Here is a 19405-nt window from a genome sequence, read left to right on the forward strand (position 1 = left end):
ATTTGAAAATTTTAGTTGGAGGATATCAATTAATATAGAGTATCTGAGCCAAACAACTGTAGTTTCAGTCTGCTCGAAATACAGAATGATAGTTGATTGGGATGATTTATAGGTTTACTATTTTAAAGGGATGTACTATTAAAAGAATTGCTTTCATTTGTATGCACTTTTTAAAAATGTGTAGTTGAGTTGTAAATCTTTAGGCTATGAGAAGTAGAATAGGCTGTAATCTACAAAATGGGATTAGATGTGTAGTAAGGGATGTTAGGTGTCTCTTGTCGTTGATTTTTGTACTTATATTCTTGTCTATTTCGGTAACTTCCAATGCTCAAGTACATAGGATAAGCTTAAATTATAAAAATACTGCACTTGGAACTATTCTGAGGGATATTGGAAGCCAAGCCTCTATGTTGGTAGTGTATAATAATGAGGATGTTAATTCGTCTAATTTGGTTTCTATTAGCGTCCATGATGAAAGGCTTGAATTCGTTTTATCGAAACTTCTTAGAGGAACTAACTTAACCTTTTCAATAGAAGACAACCATATTATACTATCTCAAAAGTCGTCTTTAAAAGCTGCTGTAAAAGAAAAGTTTCTGTTAAAAGGGGTTGTAAAAGATGTAAAAGGAGAAAAATTAATAGGTGTAAATGTAAGCGTTAAAGGAACCTCGTGGGGGACAACAACAGACATAAATGGGAACTTTAGCCTACAGGTATCAGTGGGCGACGTTCTAAACATTTCATATGTAGGGTTTGTCACTCAGCTGATAGCAGTGAAGGGAGGGGCCTTTATTAATATTATTTTAAGTGAAGATTCTAAAACACTTAATGAAGTTGTTATTACGGCTCTCGGGATTAAAAGACAGCAAAACGCATTAAGCTATAATATCCAAGAGGTAGAATCTAATGAATTGACAGAAGTCAAAGATCCTAACTTTGTAAACTCATTAACTGGTAAAATTGCTGGTGTCTCTATAAATGCCTCTGCATCTGGAATTGGAGGAGCAACTCGAATTTTGATGAGAGGTCCAAAATCAATAAATGGGAATAATAATGCCCTATATGTAATAGATGGAATTCCGTTAATTAATAATAGCAACGGAGAAACTGTAGGCGAGTATAGCATGCAGCCTAGAGGTGAGGGGATTTCAGATATTAATCCGGAAGATATTGAAAGCATTTCGATACTAACAGGTGCCGCTGCAGCAGCGCTATACGGCAGTAATGCGGCAAATGGAGCTATAATTATAACAACAAAATCGGGCAATGCAGGTACTACTCATTTAACGATATCGAGCAATGTTGATTTCTTGAATCCTTTTGTAATGCCTGAATTTCAGTATACGTATGGGAATGATAGCGGAATTTATGCTAGCTGGGGAAAGAAAATGGCGTCTAAATCGGCAAATATTTCAAATCATTTTTTTAATACAGGAGTTAATGTTCAAAATGCAGTTTCTCTTTCACTCGGGAATGCAAAAACTCAGACATACCTATCATTGGCTACAACCAATACCAGCGGTATTATTCCTAATAATAAGTATAATAGGTACAATTTTACTTATAGAAATACATCTTCTTTTATTGATGGCAAAATGCTATTTGATATAGGGTTCTGCTATATTATACAGAATGATCGAAACATGATGGCTCAAGGAAAGTACTTCAACCCCTTAACGGCTATTTATACATTCCCTAGGAGTGAAGATTTTCATGATATTCAAATCTATGAGCGGTATGATCCTAATCGAAATATAAATGTGCAGTACTGGCCATACGGCGATCAAGGATTAAATATGCAAAACCCCTACTGGATTGTTAATAGAAATGTGTATGAGAATAAGAAAACCCGGTATATGCTTAACTCTAGCCTTAAATATAATCTTAATAAATGGTTAAGCGTAACGGGAAGGGTGCGTGTTGACAATGCAGTAAACAAGTATACAAAAAAATATTATGCTGGTACTATAGGCTTATTCTCGGGGCCTAAGGGGTTTTATATGAATCAGGATGATGATGATCGGCAGCTGTATGCGGATGCTATTTTAAATATAAATAGGGTATTTACTCAGCTTAGCGTTTCTGCAAATCTCGGTACTTCTATTTCGTATAGTAAGCTTATCATGTTTGGAATACAGGGCCCATTAAAAGATGTGCCTAATTTCTTTTCTGCCAATAATGTGGATATTCAAGGTCGCGATGCAAAAATATATGATAAAATAGGGCCTTCGAACATCATGACTCCGTCTGTTTTTACAAATATGGAGATTGGATGGAAGAATATGGCATTTTTGACGCTTACAGGCAGGAACGACTGGAGCTCTACACTGGTTGATATGCCAACAAAAAGTTTCTTTTATCCTTCTGTTGGATTTTCTATGCTGCTCAATAGGTTGGTTAATCTGCCTAAAAGTATACCTTATCTCAAACTCCGTGTTTCATGGGCCTCTGTTGGTTCTGCAATACCACCATATATAAGTATTCCTACTTATCAAAAGGATAATTCCTCGGGACAATGGAAAACAACAACGTACATGCCAATAGATAGGTTGTACCCAGAGCGAACTAACTCGTGGGAGGTTGGCTTTAATTCCAAGTTTTTTGAAAATGCTGTAGGTTTGGATTTTACATTCTACAAGTCGAATACCACAAAACAAACCTTTAATATGCCCATATCTACATCTTCTGGGTACGATTCGTGGTTTGTTCAAACTGGGAATGTCGAAAACATGGGGGTTGAGCTAGGTCTGAAGTTTAGTACGAATTGGGATAACTTAAAATGGACTTCCAGCGTTGTTTATAGCCAGAATAAAAATCGAATAGTAAAACTTTTTGATTCCAATCTGATTGATCCGATGGGAAATCCTGTGAAGATTGATAAAATTAGTAAAGGAGGAATTGGATCGTCAGATATAATACTAACAGAAGGGGGAACCATTGGAGATCTTTATACCAAAACAGAGTTAAAGCATAATGGAGATGGATCGATAATGGTTGGTGCAGACGGAAACCTATTTGTTGATGCCAATACAATAAAGGAAGTCGGATCATCATTGCCCAAATGCAATTTTGGATACAATAATGAATTTACTTGGAATGGATTCAACTTGGGATTTATGTTTTCTGCTCGTTTTGGTGGAAAGGTTATATCTGCAACGCAGGCTGTTCTTGATGGTTTTGGAGTGACTAAGGAAACCGAAATAGCGAGAGATAATGGCGGGGTATTGGTTAATGGTAATCGATTTGATGCTCAGCGATGGTATGAAACAATTGGCAGGGGAGGCGTCTTTTCTCACTATGTTTTTAGTGCTACTAACGTTCGGTTACAGGAAGTCCTATTTGGATATACCTTTCCAAGCTCCTGGTTTGGGGATAAAATGAATGTCAATTTATCCTTTGTAGGAAGAAACCTTTGGATGATTTACTGTAAGGCTCCTTTCGATCCAGAGTTAACACCTTCTACAGGTACATTTTATCAAGGTATTGACTATTTTATGCAGCCTAGCTTGCGAAAAGTCGGATTTAGCTTGAAGTTTCAATTTTAAAAGAATGCGCATCTATGGATAGCTGCTTACTCTGTAAAGTATTCCGCAAACTACTTCTTTTTTGGGGGTATTTGTTTTTGGTTTCATGTTCAGGTATGTTCCGTGATCTAAATACGGATGAAACCCAGCTGACTCCCGATTTAATGAACGGAGATAACTATAAGTTGGGGGCTTTTTTCCCTCAAATGCAGGAAATTGTAAATCCAGTTCAAGAAAACGACTATCAAATGTGCAATAATTTGATCGGAGATGTATATGGTCGGTACATGAGTATAACCAATGATGGATGGAAAAACAATTTTGCAACGTTCAACGCTCCTAGCTTATGGATAAACTATCCTTTTATAGCAGCATTCACCAAGATATACGGCCCTTGGATTTTAATAAAGAAGGAGACTAAAGGGGAAGGCGCCTACTTTGCATGGGCGCAAATACTGAGGGTGGCTGCTTTTCATCGAATTACAGATATGTACGGACCAATACCTTATTCTAAAGCAGGCAGAGGTGCCGCATCTGTAGAGTATGACTCTCAAGAGGATGCTTATAAAGCAATGTTTGCAGATTTGACAAACGCGATCAATATTCTAACGGAATATGTTAGCCTTAATAAAGGAGTTAGTCCATTAGCTGCTTTCGACGAAGTGTATGGGGGCGATTTTGTGAAATGGATAAAGTTTGCCAACTCACTAAAGCTGCGAATGGCAATGCGTATTGTCTATGCAGATGAGGTGTTGGCAAAAAGGATGGCGTTAGAGGCAATTAACCATCCTATTGGTGTAATAAAAAAGAACTCAGATAATGCATTTATATCATTCCCCCGGAATCCAATTAATGTAATGTGGGATGCATATACAGACACTCGTGTATGTGCTGATATCGTTTCTTATATGAAAGGATATCAGGATCCTCGGATGGAAAAATATTTTCAACCGAGCGAGATAAATGGTCAAAAAGGCTACTTTGGGCTGCGGAGTGGTATTTCAATTCCAAGTAAAGCTTGGGCGTTGAAGTATTCAGCCCCAATAGCCAACCCTTCTGATAAACTTTTGTGGATGAATGCCGCCGAGGTTTCATTTTTGCTTGCAGAAGGTGCCCTAAGAGGTTGGGATGTGGGAGGCAGCGTCGAAAAGCTGTATGAAGAAAGTGTGCGGTTGTCGTTTGAGCAGTATGGGCTAATGAATGCTGATGCTTACCTAAGCAACGATAGCTCAAAACCTTTAGATTATGTTGATCCACATGGGTTGTTCTCAGAGTCATCTCAAAGTTCCATTACTATAAAATGGAAATCTACGGCCTCTTTTGAGGAGAAACTGGAAAGAATTATAACTCAAAAATGGATTGCCATTTGGCCATTGGGGTTGGAAGCATGGAGCGAGCAGCGTAGAACTGGATATCCTCGCTTTATGCCTGTGAAGTTAAATGCCAGTGGCGATGCTTCTCTAACTGTAAACTTAGCTCGTCGTATCCCTTTTCCTCCCGACGAGATGGAAAATAATAGGGTTAACTACAATGTTGCTGTAGAGATGCTAAAAGGTGAGGACTCTTATAGTACGAAGCTTTGGTGGGACAAAAAATAAAACAATTTTCTATTATCCATACTCATCTTATGTGAATACCATGATTAAAAATATTGTAGCGTTATTTTGCTGCAATTCTAACAAATAGGATATTAAGTATACGGGTTGTATGGGCTTTCTTAATATATATTTGTTGATGTTTGAAAAGGGGAGCAGGATAATCTCCTGCTCCTTTTTTATACCTGTAAACTATTTATCTATGAGCCGTTTTGTTGGGAAAATCTTAGGAGTGTTACTCCTGCTAATGTTGGGGGCTACGCCTTTTTATGGGCAGGTTACCCTAGTTAAAAATGGAAAATGTTCGCGAATCGTGGTTGCTTCAAGCGATCCAAACGACTTCAAGGCAGCCCTTTTGCTTCAGGATTTTGTAGGCCGAATTAGCGGGGTAAAGATGCCGTTAGTTAAAGGCGTTCAAAACCACAAGTGGAGTAAAAATGATGTGGTTGTAGGTGGAGGTAACGACATTCTTTCAAAAAGAGAGGCAACCGCCTTTTCGAGGCTGAAGGAGAATGGCTTTCTCCTCTCATCTAAGGATGGTTTTTTGAAGATTGTTGGAGGAGGCGCAAAAGGTTCTATCTATGGAGTAGTTACGCTGCTCGAAAATTGTTTTGGGGTAAGCTACTGGGGAGAGAAAGAAGTTTCTGTCCCTCATCAAAAGAGCGTAATCGTACCCGATACCTGCATTATTGACAATCCTGTATTTCGTTACCGTCAAACTGGATGCTATGCTGCTCGAACAGACTCAATTTATAAGCTTTGGTATCGATTAGATGAGCCAGAGGAGGTCTTTGCTGGAGGCTTATGGGTGCATACTTTTGATAAGTTGCTGCCTTCGGACGTTTATGGGAAGGAGCATCCCGAGTATTACTCTTACTTTAAAGGCAAGAGGCATCCTGGTAAGGCAAGCCAATGGTGCTTAACCAATCCGGAGGTTTTTGAAATCGTAGCAAAGCGCATTGATTCAATCTTTAAGGCAAATCCAGATAAGCATATCATATCCGTAAGCCAGAACGATGGGAATTATACGAACTGTACCTGCGATAATTGTCGGGCAATAGATAATCGTGAGGGTGCTCTATCGGGTAGCCTTATTTGGTTTCTTAATAAGCTTGCGGCTCGTTTCCCGGATAAGGAGTTTTCTACGTTGGCTTACCTCTACACCATGAATCCACCAGCGCATATAAAGCCGCAGCCAAATGTGAACATCATGCTTTGCGATATAGATTGCGATCGGGAGGTTTCGCTGACAGAAAACCGATCGGGGAAGGAGTTTGTAAAGGCGATGAAGGGATGGGCTGCTATTACCAATAACATCTTTGTATGGGATTACGGTATTAATTTCGATGGATACCTTTCGCCATTCCCGAACTTCCATATTTTGCAGGATAATATTCAGCTGTTTCGCGATCATCATGCCTCCATGCACCATTCGCAGATTGCAGGAAGCAAAGGAGGCGACTTTGCAGAGCTTCGCGCATATTTGGTTTCCAAGCTAATGTGGAATCCCAACGTAAACGTCGATTCGTTGATGCACCATTTCCTTAACGGTTACTACGGGAAGGCTGGTCCTTATATTTACCAGTATATAAAGGTTATGGAGGGCGCTTTAATTGGTAGTGGACAGCGTTTGTGGATCTATGATTCTCCTGTATCTCACAAAAAGGGGATGCTTAAGCCTGAACTTATGCGTCGCTACAACGAGCTGTTCGATAAGGCAGAGCAGGAGGTTGCTTCCGACAGCGTGATCTTAAAGCGAGTTCAGCGTACGAGGTTGCCGCTGCAGTTTTCTGCGTTGGAAATTGCCAGAACAGAGACCGAAAAGGATCTCGATCAGGTTGCCAATGCGTTAAACCTGTTTGAAAGAAGGGTGAAAGAGCTAGATATCCCAACGCTTAACGAGCGCAACAACTCGCCTTTGGAGTATTGCAATTTATATCGCTTAAGGTATATGCCACAAAAGGTTCGCAGCTTGGCGCAGGGGGCTAAGATCGTATATAACGTCGAGCCAACGGGAAGATACAAGCAGGTGGGCGAGCAGGCCTTAACCGATGGCCTTTTTGGTGGGTCTACATTTGTGGAGAGCTGGGTTGGCTGGGAAGGTATCGACGCCTCCTTTACGGTTGATTTGGGAGCGCAAACGGAGTTTAGGGTTGTCGAAACGGACTTCTTACATCAGCTTGGCGCGTGGATATTATTCCCTCGCAAGGTGGTGTACTCCTACTCGAATGATGGTGTTACCTACAAGCATTGGGAAACCCACGAGCTGCCCGAGGACAAATCGGTGGAGGTGAAGTTTAAAGGTGTTAGAAGCACCTCCGATACACCCATCAAGGCTCGGTTTATTAAGGTTGATGTTACCGCTACCAAGGAATGCCCAACGTGGCATTATGGGGTGGGGCATCCTTCTTGGATGTTTATCGACGAGGTATCCGTTTTTTGATGCTATGTCTAGCTTATTGGGTGGCTTTTTTGTGAGAAATGTTTAAAAACATTACGAACGAAAGCCTTCTCATTTGCAATGATAAAGTTTTGATAGTAAGCATAAACCTATGAACGATTGCTGGCTCGATGCTTTTTCTTGTCGGAAATGTCTGTTTTTTCAGTTCTTTTTAGCTGCAATCGTTTACGGCTTATGTTAAGAATTAGTAAGTTCACACTCTCTTTATACCATATTAAGTAAACCCGATTTGATGAGACTCGATATAACATAGCAGCCAATATAGGAGGTGATGGGACTCCTTGTGTGGTAATCCTTTCTTGCTCATTCGAGCGCATTTCCATTCTCGCCATCGAAGTCAACTATTTTAACGACTAATTAATGACTTATGTCAAAATCTAGCAAATCGCCCCAGTTTTGGGTGCCTACGGTTTATTTTGCAATGGGCTTGCCATTCGTTGCACTATCTACGGTTTCGGTTCTCATGTTTTCTGATATGAATATATCCAACACTCAGATTGCATTTTGGACTTCGCTGATAATGCTACCTTGGACGCTAAAGCCGCTATGGAGTCCGCTTCTGGAAATATTCAAGACCAAAAAGTTTTTTGTTGTTGCAACACAGCTGGTAAGTGCCATTGCTTTTGCGCTTATCGCGTTGTCGTTGCCGTTGCCCGCGTTTTTCACCTACGCAATTGCCTTAATGGGCGTTGTTGCCTTTAGTGGGGCCACGCACGACATTGCTGGCGATGGGGTGTACATGTCCGAGCTGAGCGCAACCCAGCAGGCTAAGTATATCGGATGGCAGGGGGCTTTTTACAACCTGGCTAAGATTCTTGCTTCAGGAGGTTTGGTTTACTTTGCCGGATTCCTTAAGGAGTCGATGGGCGTTGTGCATGCATGGATGATAATAATGGCAATAAGTGCTGCTGTTATGGCCTTGTTAGGCTTGTATCATATAAGGATGCTACCCTCTGGTGGTGTTCCTGCCCAAAAACAGTCGGCAAGTAGCTCAATGAAAACCTTGTGGGAGGTGCTTCGTTCCTTCTTCACCAAAAAGAATATTGTTTGGTATATATGTTTTATCATTTTATACCGATTTGCAGAGGGGTTTGCCATGAAAATAGTGCCGTTGTTCCTAAAAGCACCTGTTGCCATTGGCGGTTTAGGGCTCGACGTAAAGGATATCGGTTTAATCTATGGGACTTACGGTGCCGCAGCCTTCATTCTCGGCTCAATCTTAGCAGGATACTACATCTCCTCGTTTGGTTTACGAAAGGTGCTTTTCTCTCTTTGCTGCGTGTTCAACATTCCGTTTGTGGTTTACTGGCTTTTGGCGCTTTACCAGCCAACTAGCTTGTGGACTATAGGTGCTGCGGTGGTGTTCGAATACCTAGGATATGGTTTTGGATTCGTTGGCTTAATGCTCTTTATGATGCAGCAGGTGGCCCGAGGCCCTCACCAAATGGCGCACTACGCTTTTGCCACTGGTATCATGAATTTGGGAGTGATGATTCCCGGTATGCTAAGCGGCTGGTTGAGCGACATGCTCGGCTACCACGATTTCTTTATTTGGGTTCTTATTGCAACTATCCCCGCTTTCCTTGTTACTTGGTTGGTACCATTTACCTATGCCGATAATGGCGAACCATTGAAGAAGGATCAAAATGTTGCTGCAAGCAGTGCAATTGAGTAACTAATATAGATATTAATATGAGTCAGAATGTAATGATGCCTTGGGAAGATCGTCCTGAGGGCTCGAAAGAGGTGGTTTGGCGCTATTCGCAGAATCCTATTATTCCTCGCGATTTGCTGCCAACTTCGAATAGCATTTTTAACAGCGCCGTTGTACGCTTTGGTAATGGCTATGCAGGCGTTTTCCGCTGCGACGATACCAACCGCCGCATGCGCCTACACGTAGGTTTTAGCGACGATGCCATCAATTGGCGTATTAACGAGGAGCCGCTTAAGTTTACCTGCAACGACGCCGAAATCGGAGAGTGGGTATACGGCTACGACCCTCGTGTATGCTGGATCGAAGATCGCTACTACGTAACCTGGTGCAATGGCTACCATGGCCCAACCATTGGCGTTGCCTACACCTTCGATTTTGTGACTTTCCACCAGCTCGAAAACGCATTTTTACCCTTTAACCGCAACGGCGTACTTTTCCCCGAAAAGATTAACGGCAATTTTGCCATGCTTAGCCGCCCTAGCGACAACGGACATACGCCTTTCGGCGACATCTTCTACAGCGAATCGCCAGACCTAGACTATTGGGGCAAGCATCGCCACGTTATGGCGCCTGCACCATTCGAGCAAAGCGCATGGCAGTGCACTAAAATTGGTGCTGGTCCAATTCCAATTAAAACCGCCGAAGGTTGGCTGCTAATTTACCACGGTGTATTGGCTTCCTGCAACGGTTTCGTATACAGCTTTGGCTCTGCCATTCTAGACCTAGAGCAACCCTGGAAGGTGAAGTACCGTTCGGGTCCATACCTTCTCTCTCCACAAAAAGACTACGAGTGTATGGGCGACGTACCAAACGTTACCTTCCCTTGCGCAGCGCTTCACGACGAGGAGACTGGCCGTATCGCCATCTACTACGGATGTGCCGACACGGTAACCGGGTTAGCATTTGGCTACATCCCCGAAATTATTGAGTTTACCAAGAAGACAAGCATCGTATGATAAGAAACATTACCGCATGTGTGGCGTTCGTGCTGTTTGCGTTTGTAGCGCAGGCCCAAAAGGAGCCTGCCGACTATGTTAACGCGTTTATTGGCACCACCAACTACGGTACAACCAATCCGGGGGCGGTTACGCCCAACGGGTTGATGTCGGTGGTTCCGTTCAACGTAATGGGCTCGTCGTTAAACAAGTTCGATAAGGATGCGCAGTGGTTCTCCACGCCATACGAGCACACCAACTCCTTTTTGACTGGGTTTTCGCACGTAAACCTAAGCGGTGTTGGCTGTCCGGACTTGGGTTCGCTGCTGCTGATGCCAACTACGGGCAAGCTGAACGTAGATTACAAGGAGTATGGCAGCTCCTACACCAACGAGGTGGCTTCGCCAGGCTACTACTCCAATATGCTTACCAAGTATGGCGTTAAGTGCGAGGTTTCGGCCACTCCGCGCTCGGGAATATCGCGCTTTACCTTCCCTAAAGGCGAAAGCCACATCCTGCTAAACCTTGGCGAAGGGCTTACCAACGAAAGCGGAGGTATGCTACGCAAGGTGAGCGAGACGGAGATTGAGGGGATGAAGCTGCTGGGCACGTTTTGCTACAACTCCAACGCGGTGTTTCCTATTTACTTCGTGATGCGCGTTAGCAAGGAGCCTAAGCAGATCGGTTACTGGAAAAAGCAGCGCACCATGGGCGTTGAGGCGCAGTGGGATAACACTAGCGGCAAAAACAAGATCTATACCACCTACGGCAAGGAGCTTGCGGGCGACGACATTGGCGCCTTCTTCTCCTTTGATACCGATCAGGGCGAGCAGGTGGAGGTTAAGGTGGGCGTATCGTTCGTTAGCATCGAGAATGCACGCCTAAACCTAAACACCGAACAGGCCAACGAACATTTCGATGCCATTCGCGCCAACGCCCGAAAGATGTGGAACGACGACCTTTCGCGTATCAAGGTAACCGGAGGGTCTGACGAGCAGAAGACTGTGTTCTACACCGCGCTTTACCACATGCTAATCCATCCAAACATCCTTCAGGATGTGAACGGACAGTACCCCGCCATGGAAAGCGATAGGATTTTGACTACAAAGGGTAACCGCTACACGGTATTCTCGTTGTGGGACACCTACCGCAATGTGCATCAGCTGCTGACGCTGGTGTACCCCGAAAGGCAGCTGGCGATGGTGAATACCATGCTGGATATGTACCGCGAGCACGGTTGGCTTCCTAAGTGGGAGCTATTTGGACGCGAAACGCTGACGATGGAAGGCGATCCAAGCATTCCCGTAATTGTTGACACCTGGATGAAGGGCATTCGTGGCTTTGATATTAACCTTGCCTACGAGGCGATGCGCAAGTCGGCCACCTTACCGGGCTATCAGAACCTGATGCGTCCCGATAACGACGACTACCTAAAGCTAGGATACGTTCCGCTTCGCGAGCAGTACGATAATTCGGTGTCGCATGCCTTGGAGTACTACATTGCCGACTATGCGCTTTCGCGACTAGCCGACTCGCTAGGAAAGAAGGGCGATGCGAAGCTGTTTTACAACCGTTCGTTAGGCTACAAGAGCTACTTCTGTAAAGATTTTGGAATGCTTCGTCCGAAGTTACCCGACGGTACCTTCTACAAGCCATTCATCCCACGTCAGGGTGAGAACTTCCAGCCATGCCCGGGCTTCCACGAGGGCAGCGCATGGAACTATACCTTCTACGTGCCGCACGATGTGCTTGGGTTGGCTAAGCTAATGGGCGGTAAGAAGCCCTTTGTAGCTAAGCTCCAAAAGGTATTCGACGAGGGCTTGTACGATCCGGCCAACGAGCCAGACATTGCCTATCCGTACCTCTTCAGCTACTTTAAGGGCGAGGAGTGGAGAACGCAGCGCGAGGTGCTTCGCCTGCTCGACAAGCACTTTACCACCAAGCCCAACGGCATTCCGGGTAACGATGATACGGGAACCCTCTCGGCATGGGCCGTGTTCAGCATGATGGGGATTTACCCCGACAACCCAGGAGACGCCGCCTATATGGTATCTTCGCCTGTTTTCGACAAGGTGGAGATTACCCTCGATCCGCGCTGGTATAAGAAGGATAAGCTGGTAATTGAGACCGTAAGGCCAACGTCTGCGGCCAAGTACATCAAGGGTATGACCCTTGGAGGAAAGTCCCAGAGCAGCTACCGCATAGCGCATCGCGATTTGGTAAACGCTGGAATTCTAAAGATGGTGCTCGAAGAGAGAGCCCAGTAACTATATCACATGCACAATACGTAGTAGGCTATCCTTTGGGTAGCCTACTATATTTTATGGGCGTTCGTATTCGGGGCTGCTTACCCTGTAGCCCGATGCCTACCGTTCTATTTTGGGGGCAAGCCTGCTCATTTCTTTTTCGAAGCGCTCTCGGTCCGTCCTGTTTGGCTTGCCGTAGGCTCCCTGCCGTTACCTTTTCAGAATGTCTCATTTGTAACGCTTTTGCTTTGAGTTGCGACCGTTTATAGCTCTTTTTATTTGTCGAAAGCTTTATTTTAGAGTTAGATGGAGGAAAAAGAGGAATGAAACAGGGTTCTTGTCAAAAATATTGCATAAATTGGTCTCAGTTAATTGTAAGATAGCATACTAACGCATACAAATACATATAGTACGATAAGGTTACTTTAAGCTTCAAACCGATCTGTTTGAAGACTTTTTTCGTTAACGCATGTTGGTAGGGGGAGTGAGAAAAGCACAAAGGCGCTTGGCGTAGCTGCACGCTGCAAAGCTATGGGTACGTCGGCCTAAAAAGGTTCTTTGTAGTGGTTTTTTTACTCGACAAAGCCGTTTGCGGTAGGTGCAAAGGCGTTCGCATAAGCGACGAAGCCAGTTGCAGCGCTGTCGAAGTCAATTGCAACAGCGTCGGCTGCAATTGCGGCAGTGTCGAAGTCAATTGCAACGGTGTCGACTGCAATTGTGGCAGTGTCGAAGTCGATTGCAAAAGTGTCGACTGTAATTGTGACAGTGTCGAAGTCAATTGCAACGGTGTCGACTGTAATTGTGGCAGTGTCGAAGTCGATTGCAACAGCGTCGACTGCAATTGTGGCAGTGTCGAAGCCAATTGCAACAGCGTCGAAGCTCGTTGCAAGCTTGTAGATGCTAATCACAAGGCGAACGATGCCTGTTGTTAATGGTTACAACGTGTAGGAAACCCAAGCTGATGGCGATGCAAATGCATCTGCTGTCTTACCATTGAATTAACTGGAGTGGTCGGCCTTATCCACCTTTTTCTCCCATTTTATAATAAAAAAAATGAACGAGTATGGATAAAAAAACATCCAACGTCATTAGAATGCTCAAGACCACCCGCATTTTATTTAATGACAATAGGCCAATCTGGACAAAGGTCGAGGTTCTGAACCAATCTGTACCCCTTTTCTTGGTTGCCGTGGACACAATTGAAGACTCAACGCTAAGTGCCAACAAGGATGTTGGGTATGCAAGTGTGGAAAAGGAGATCATGAGGGAGGATATAGAGGATCAAGCCTATGTATATTCATGTGCGCTTCTTTCTATCGCCAACTTTAACAAGGATATGGAAATGTCTAGAGCAGTGAACGTATCCGAATCTACCCTTAGTAGGCTAAAAGATCAAGATTTCATAATTGCTGTAAAGCAGATTGGAGGCTATGCCGTTGCTAATGCAGATCGATTGGTTGGCTACGGAATTGAAAAGGAGGAGATACCAACCCTACTTACCAAGTTGGAAGCTTTTAGTAAGATGCAAACGGCTCCTCGTAACGAGATTATCAACCGAAAGATCTCGAAGGAGCAGCTGGTAGGGCTTATTGACGAGGCAAAGGAAATGCTTACCTCCCAGATTGACCTTCAGATGGAAGTTTTACGAAAGAAGGAACCTGAATTCTACAACGGCTACATTTCGGCACGACAGGTTATAGGTGTTGGAGTGCGCTACGCGAAGGATGATAAAAAATCAAATAAATAGTATAGCGTAAAGGCTACCGAAAAGGTAGCCTTTTGCTTTGTATCGAGAGGGAAGATGGTTGCTGTTGTGTTGGTTTTGGCTACAGTTAACGTGTAATGGTTGGCTTTATTTTTGTTTTACAATCCAGGTTTGGTGCGCTGAATAACCTCCTCTTTATCTCTGCTTGTAAGGCTTCTGCTTTGTCCTGTGCTAAAGGTATACCCAATTCGGAACATTAAAGGAAATGTAGAGAGTTTTAAGTTTCCTGTGTAGTGGCTGCTATAGCTGGCCGTAGAGAAATCGGAGCCCTGATACACGAAGTTTCTGGCCAACGGGAGCGCACTTACTATACCTACCTTTAGGTTGTTGCGGAATGTTTTGTCGACGTTTATAAAGTATAGCGCATCGGAGAAGCTGCTGCTTTGGATGCCATACTTTGTGGTGCTATACTGTAAAATTGCGGATAGCGCAAAGCTATGCTTAAAGGAGAGTATTGCAGATACGCCCGAATCGAAAACCATTTTTTCATTTGCATCTACGCTATATTTACGGGGTAAGCTGCTTGGGGTTGCCTGCTGGTGGTACAGGCGGAAGCTATAGCTCGTTGAGAGTATTCCATATCGAAATGTTCCAAGAAGCTGCACTCCATACTGCTGGATTGTTCCCATATTTTGAATTTGGGTCTCAAATATGTTGCTACTGCTTACCGTTGTGAGGTTGCCTAGTACGTTTGTTATGCGCTCATAAAATAGATTTGGGGTAAAGCTTCTTCTTTGGGTTTGGGTAGCATACTCTAGCTTTACCGAGGTTCGGAATTCTGGTTGTAGCAGCATGTTCCCCTTTCGAACAGAATAGGGATCGTCAGCGTATACGTAGGGATTTAGCTGAAACATGGAAGCTCGATTTACGGAACGACGAAAGGTTAGCTGTATGCTTTGCTGCTTACTGAGCTCGTATTTGAGATTGGCGTAGGGTAGCAAGGATAGCGTTGATGTCCTTAGCACATTGGGAATGTTCTTCTCGGCATCCTCGGCGCGCAACCCCATACTTATATCGTATCGTTGCGGTTTATATTGGATTGATGTGTATAGAGCGTAAATCTTATCGGTATACCGAAAGTTTGTAGAGAGGTTATCATGCATATTTTCTGTTTTCATCTTTACTCCAGCTCCTAGGCTTATGTTCGAGCTCAGTGGAGTCGAAAAATCGACCTTTACCGTTGTAGCCGAATGCCTTGGTTTTACTTGATTGATATGCTGTATGCTTTTACTGCTATCGACACTTTGATAGGTGATGGTGTTGTTCGATGTTAGGGAGGATCTGCTAATGTCTACAGAGAGCTCTTGTCCTTCTTTATTGAACTTGTGCTGGTAGTATATCGAGCTGAAAATGCTTTCGTTGCTATCCGACTCTTTTTTGGATGAGCTCCACTTTTGGGTATAATCACCTTCATAGTAGGTGTTAACAGTCCCATTTTGTTCGTACGAGTAAGGGTTGTAGAAGCCGTAGATATTAATTAAATCGTTTGGGGTTGCGTGGTAGTCGATGCCGTAATGTACTTTATGCGATATATTTTTTTGTCTCACCTGTTGGATTGTTGAGATATCAGCCTTGTTGGAACCCAATTTTACTTTACGGAATAGGCATTCGTCTATATTTTCGTAGTTAATTTCTCCGTTATAGGAGGTGTAAAGGTTTATATTCTTTATGCCGTAGCTGATGCTGTAGGTGGGGAAGAGGTAGACTTCCGATTTTGATGTTGGTATTTCCGAAAATAGCTGACCGCTTAAGCCTGCCTTTTTATCCTTCTTTAAAATGATATTTATTATTCCCGATACATTTCCCTCATAGCTGGATGGTGGGGTGCTGATAATCTCTACCTTATCTATTTGAGACGGGTTTAGCTGATCTATGTAGCTTTTATCGCGCTCTTTTCCGTTGACATAGATAAGTACGTTGCTCTGGTTGTCTACTGAAATGTTGTGTTTTAGGTCTACCTGAACGCTGGGAATGTGACGTAGCAAGTCTGCGGTGGAGGAGGACGCTTCGAGCGTTTTACGGTTTATGTAGTAAACGTTTTTCCCTTTTTCAGATTTACTTCCTATACGTTCCGCTACAACAACCATTTCATTTATGGTGAATGTTGAATCCTGCAGCTTAATTGTTCCGATGTTGGAGCTGGTGGCCGATATTGACAAGTGTTGAGCGGCCATTTTGTACCCAGTCGATTTTGCAACAAGCCGATAGCTTCCGGCCTTTTCGATTTTTACGGTAAACTCTCCAGCGCTATTGCAGGCAGTGCCATAGCAGGGGAGAGCGCCTGTTTTTGATTCTTTGAAGAGGAGAATGGTGGCAAATGGAATGGGGCTGCTACTTTTTTCTTCTACAATTTTCCCAAAGACAGCAATACCCTTTTGGGCGTAGAGTTTTGCAGATGTAGCTGCTGTTAGCAGGAGCAAAAATCCAACCATTTTTGTTCTACATCGTAGTCGTGCTATTAAATTTTTCATTGCATGAATATTTGTTTGCGACTACAAAGTGATGGAGAACTACAATGCCATCCTAAAAGTTGGTATACATGGTAAATATTTGTTGTTGAAGGTTTGTTTTTTGGCTAAGGCTATTCGTAAATGGGATGTATGGCTCCTTTTTGTTACCAATGGCTAGCTATATTGCTTTACGCGCAGGTTAAATTCGTGCGTATTCTGCCGCGAAACGGGTATTGACTTACTGCACTCGGCAACCTTTAATCGGTAACCTAACGTATTGCCACTTTTAGCGCATACCTTGCTTACATTTACAATAAAGGCTCGATGTACACGCATGAGCTGCGGATGTGCAGCCAGCTGTTGCTCTATGCTGCTTATCGAATTCCTAATCAGAATGCTCTTCTCGATTCCATTTATGGCTAGATGAAAGGTTACGTAGTTGCCCTCCGATTCGGCGTAAATGAGCTGGTCTGGAAGGAAGGTGAGCTCCTCCTTTTTTGCCTTGGATACGATTTGGATGGGCAGAACTTCTTTTTCGGAGGTGTTACTTGGGGTTGCTGCAGGTGTCTTTTCAATCTGACGGGAGAATAGGTATCTCGTATTGGGCAAGGTTGTAAAAAGGTAGGGGATGAGCCCTACTAAAACGGCCCTTGAAAAGGCATCGGCGAAGGTGTGTAGATCCCAGCGCGAGGTTGGAGTCTCTATTATAAATCCAGCGAGGTAGGCACAAAAACCGATAGTGGTAAGTAGAATGGCAATGGACAAAACCTCTTTTCCAAATGTCCATTCTTTACTTTTGGTATGGCTGTTTACCCTGTTAATAGCATTGGCAAGTATAAGCACCGGAATTGAAATGGCGGCGCAGTAAAGCAGCATGGTAACGGATATGCTAAAAGAGCGCGCGCTGTTGATGTGGAGCGGTTTATAAATAATAAGGAAGCAGAAGATAAGGAAAAAGTAGAAGAGGGTTCCGCTTGCGGGATTTTTGGTGATAAAGTTTTGTGGGTACTCTTTCTTAAGGAGTGTGTTGATCCGATTTGTCATTGCTGCAGCTGCCGATGAAAAGCGATTAATATGCGAATAAATATATTAAAAATCCGAAACTCCTTCAACCTATAGGTGTATATATTTGTGTAGAACGCTAGATTTTATGTCCGTTTATATTTTGTTTGATTAGCAGGTAGTTGCAGTATGGAGGAGTGCGTGTTTTTTAAATTATATGTCGGATTATTTTATTTTGACCTTAATTTTTGAACGGAAAAGAGCGTTTTCGGCTTTCTATATCAGTACTCCAATAATTAAATAGTGCTTTTGCAGTGCCTCCATTGCCTTTTGGGACGTAGAAATACGGTAAAAAGGTATATTTTCACGCCTCCTACTAATTTTTTAATCATGATTGACGCAAAATATTGCCTATCAAACACAAAACCTGTAATTCCATCTGTTCCCGTAGGGATTATTGGGGTGGGCAGCTACCTTCCACCACAGGTTGTAAAGAATAGCGACTTCACCAACATCAAGCTATCGGCCGAGGAGCTCAGCTTTTTGGAGAACCAGGGCGGAAACCGCGAGCGCCGTTGGGCAGGCTCCGAAACCTACACCGATATGGCGATTAAGGCGGCGAAAAATGCTGTCGAGAATGCCGGTATCGACATCCTCGAGGTGGATATGGTGGTGGTTACCCACATTTCACGCGATATTAAGCAGCTAACGCCTCCCAACTCGGTGCTTATACAAACGGTGCTTGGCGCTCGTAACGCTACCGCCATTAATGTCGATCAAGGATTTACCAGCTGGATGTACGCGCTGATTACTGGCGCTTCGTTTGTTGCTTCTGGCTTTTATAAAACGGTGCTGGTTGTCTCTGGCGAAACCATTCTCGGCAATACCGATAGCACCATCATGAAGTCGATGCTGGTTGGCGATGGGGCAGGGGCGTTTGTTTTGCGAAGAACCGAGCCTGGTTACGGAATGCTAGGCTACCACATGATGTCGGATCAGTATCCCGATATTGCAGCAGGGGTTCGGGTGGAGACGGCCGTGGCTGCGCCATTCGATACCGAGGAGTCGCTAAGGGCGTACTTTACCATTGCGCCTAACAGCTTTCAGCGCGACTTCCCGTTTGTCGAAAATTTCCTTCCCTACTCGGTTCATCAGTGCTTGGGAGCCCTTGCAATGAATCCAGATGAGGTAGACCACTATATTTTTGCGCAAAAGATAGATTGGATAAACAGGCGATGGGCGGCCAACGTGGGGGTCGACTACTCGAAGGTGCATGAAACCATTGCCACCACGGCTTGCGTGGAGACGTCGAGCATTCCAATCGTTACCAGCGATGCTCAGCAAAAGGGAAAGCTCAAAAAGGGCGATTTGGTGCTCTTCGCCGACCTAGGCTCTAACTGGTCGGTTGCTTCGGCGCTGTTCCGCTGGTGTATTTAGGCGGTTCGGCGAATACCGAAGGCGGTGTAGGTGGTGCCACAGGTCATTTAAATTGGATATGTCTTGTTATATATAGAAAGAAGCGGCTGTACATGGCCGCTTCTTGCATTTATATGGTTGACTGATTAACTCTAAAAGTTAACGGTTGCGGGAGAGGTAAAGGCGCTGTTTAGCGAAATGGTAAAGGAGGCGCTGCTAGGCGAGTTTCCTTCAATAAGTTTTCCGGTAAGTATCGTTTTTCGGTTTTTCATGCAGATTACGTTGGAAACCTTTTTT

Annotated in this window: 12 protein-coding genes; 8 read left to right on the forward strand and 4 right to left on the reverse strand. The window is 43.9% G+C overall.

Features of this window, described 5'->3' with window-relative positions:
* Positions 1-206 precede the first annotated feature (206 nt).
* The 6 genes from L990_RS04975 (at position 207) to L990_RS05000 (ending at position 12496) form a co-directional block, all read left to right on the forward strand.
* Complete coding sequence (locus L990_RS04975) at positions 207-3545, forward strand: SusC/RagA family TonB-linked outer membrane protein (protein ID WP_081981599.1); 3339 nt, start codon at positions 207-209, stop codon at positions 3543-3545.
* A gap of 95 nt (positions 3546-3640) precedes the next feature.
* A complete protein-coding gene (locus tag L990_RS04980; RefSeq protein WP_231562245.1) occupies positions 3641-5122 on the forward strand; it encodes a RagB/SusD family nutrient uptake outer membrane protein in 1482 nt (493 codons plus the stop codon).
* 199 nt (positions 5123-5321) lie between these two features.
* Positions 5322-7562, forward strand: a complete 2241-nt coding sequence (locus tag L990_RS04985; RefSeq protein WP_047446178.1) for a DUF4838 domain-containing protein — start codon at positions 5322-5324, stop codon at positions 7560-7562.
* A 385-nt stretch (positions 7563-7947) separates the two neighbouring features.
* Positions 7948-9255: an MFS transporter gene (locus L990_RS04990; protein WP_052180744.1), complete on the forward strand. Its 1308-nt coding sequence runs from the start codon at positions 7948-7950 to the stop codon at positions 9253-9255.
* A 17-nt stretch (positions 9256-9272) separates the two neighbouring features.
* Positions 9273-10250 (forward strand): glycoside hydrolase family 130 protein, encoded by a 978-nt coding sequence (locus tag L990_RS04995; RefSeq protein WP_047446103.1) that lies wholly within the window; start codon positions 9273-9275, stop codon positions 10248-10250.
* Positions 10247-12496, forward strand: a complete 2250-nt coding sequence (locus tag L990_RS05000; protein WP_047446105.1) for a GH92 family glycosyl hydrolase — start codon at positions 10247-10249, stop codon at positions 12494-12496. The genes L990_RS04995 and L990_RS05000 overlap by 4 nt, the downstream gene beginning before the upstream one ends.
* A gap of 28 nt (positions 12497-12524) precedes the next feature.
* Here the strand turns inward: L990_RS05000 and L990_RS19855 are convergent, their stop codons facing one another.
* Together L990_RS19855 and L990_RS05005 are read right to left on the reverse strand one after the other, a co-directional pair.
* Positions 12525-12707 (reverse strand): hypothetical protein, encoded by a 183-nt coding sequence (locus L990_RS19855; RefSeq protein ID WP_156121344.1) that lies wholly within the window; start codon positions 12705-12707, stop codon positions 12525-12527.
* 340 nt (positions 12708-13047) lie between these two features.
* Positions 13048-13383 carry a hypothetical protein gene (locus L990_RS05005; RefSeq protein WP_047446107.1) on the reverse strand — a complete coding sequence of 112 codons (336 nt, stop codon included), beginning with the start codon at positions 13381-13383 and terminating at the stop codon, positions 13048-13050.
* Positions 13384-13538: 155 nt separating this feature from the next.
* Here L990_RS05005 and L990_RS05010 point away from each other — a divergent pair, with 155 nt between their 5' ends.
* Positions 13539-14222 (forward strand): hypothetical protein, encoded by a 684-nt coding sequence (locus L990_RS05010; RefSeq protein ID WP_047446109.1) that lies wholly within the window; start codon positions 13539-13541, stop codon positions 14220-14222.
* A gap of 116 nt (positions 14223-14338) precedes the next feature.
* On the opposite strand, the gene L990_RS05015 is transcribed toward L990_RS05010, so the two are convergent.
* Together L990_RS05015 and L990_RS05020 are read right to left on the reverse strand one after the other, a co-directional pair.
* Entirely contained in the window at positions 14339-16711 is a 2373-nt protein-coding gene (locus L990_RS05015) for a TonB-dependent receptor domain-containing protein (RefSeq protein ID WP_081981600.1), read from the reverse strand.
* A gap of 153 nt (positions 16712-16864) precedes the next feature.
* Entirely contained in the window at positions 16865-17734 is an 870-nt protein-coding gene (locus L990_RS05020; protein WP_047446113.1) for a LytR/AlgR family response regulator transcription factor, read from the reverse strand.
* Between the two features lie 348 nt (positions 17735-18082).
* On the opposite strand from L990_RS05020, the gene L990_RS05025 reads away from it, so the two are divergent.
* Positions 18083-19129, forward strand: coding sequence for a 3-oxoacyl-ACP synthase III family protein (locus L990_RS05025; RefSeq protein ID WP_047446115.1), 1047 nt, complete (start codon positions 18083-18085; stop codon positions 19127-19129).
* Positions 19130-19405: the final 276 nt, after the last annotated feature.

It is taken from the genome of Alistipes sp. ZOR0009, assembly GCF_000798815.1.
Taxonomy (GTDB): Bacteria; Bacteroidota; Bacteroidia; order Bacteroidales; family ZOR0009; genus Acetobacteroides.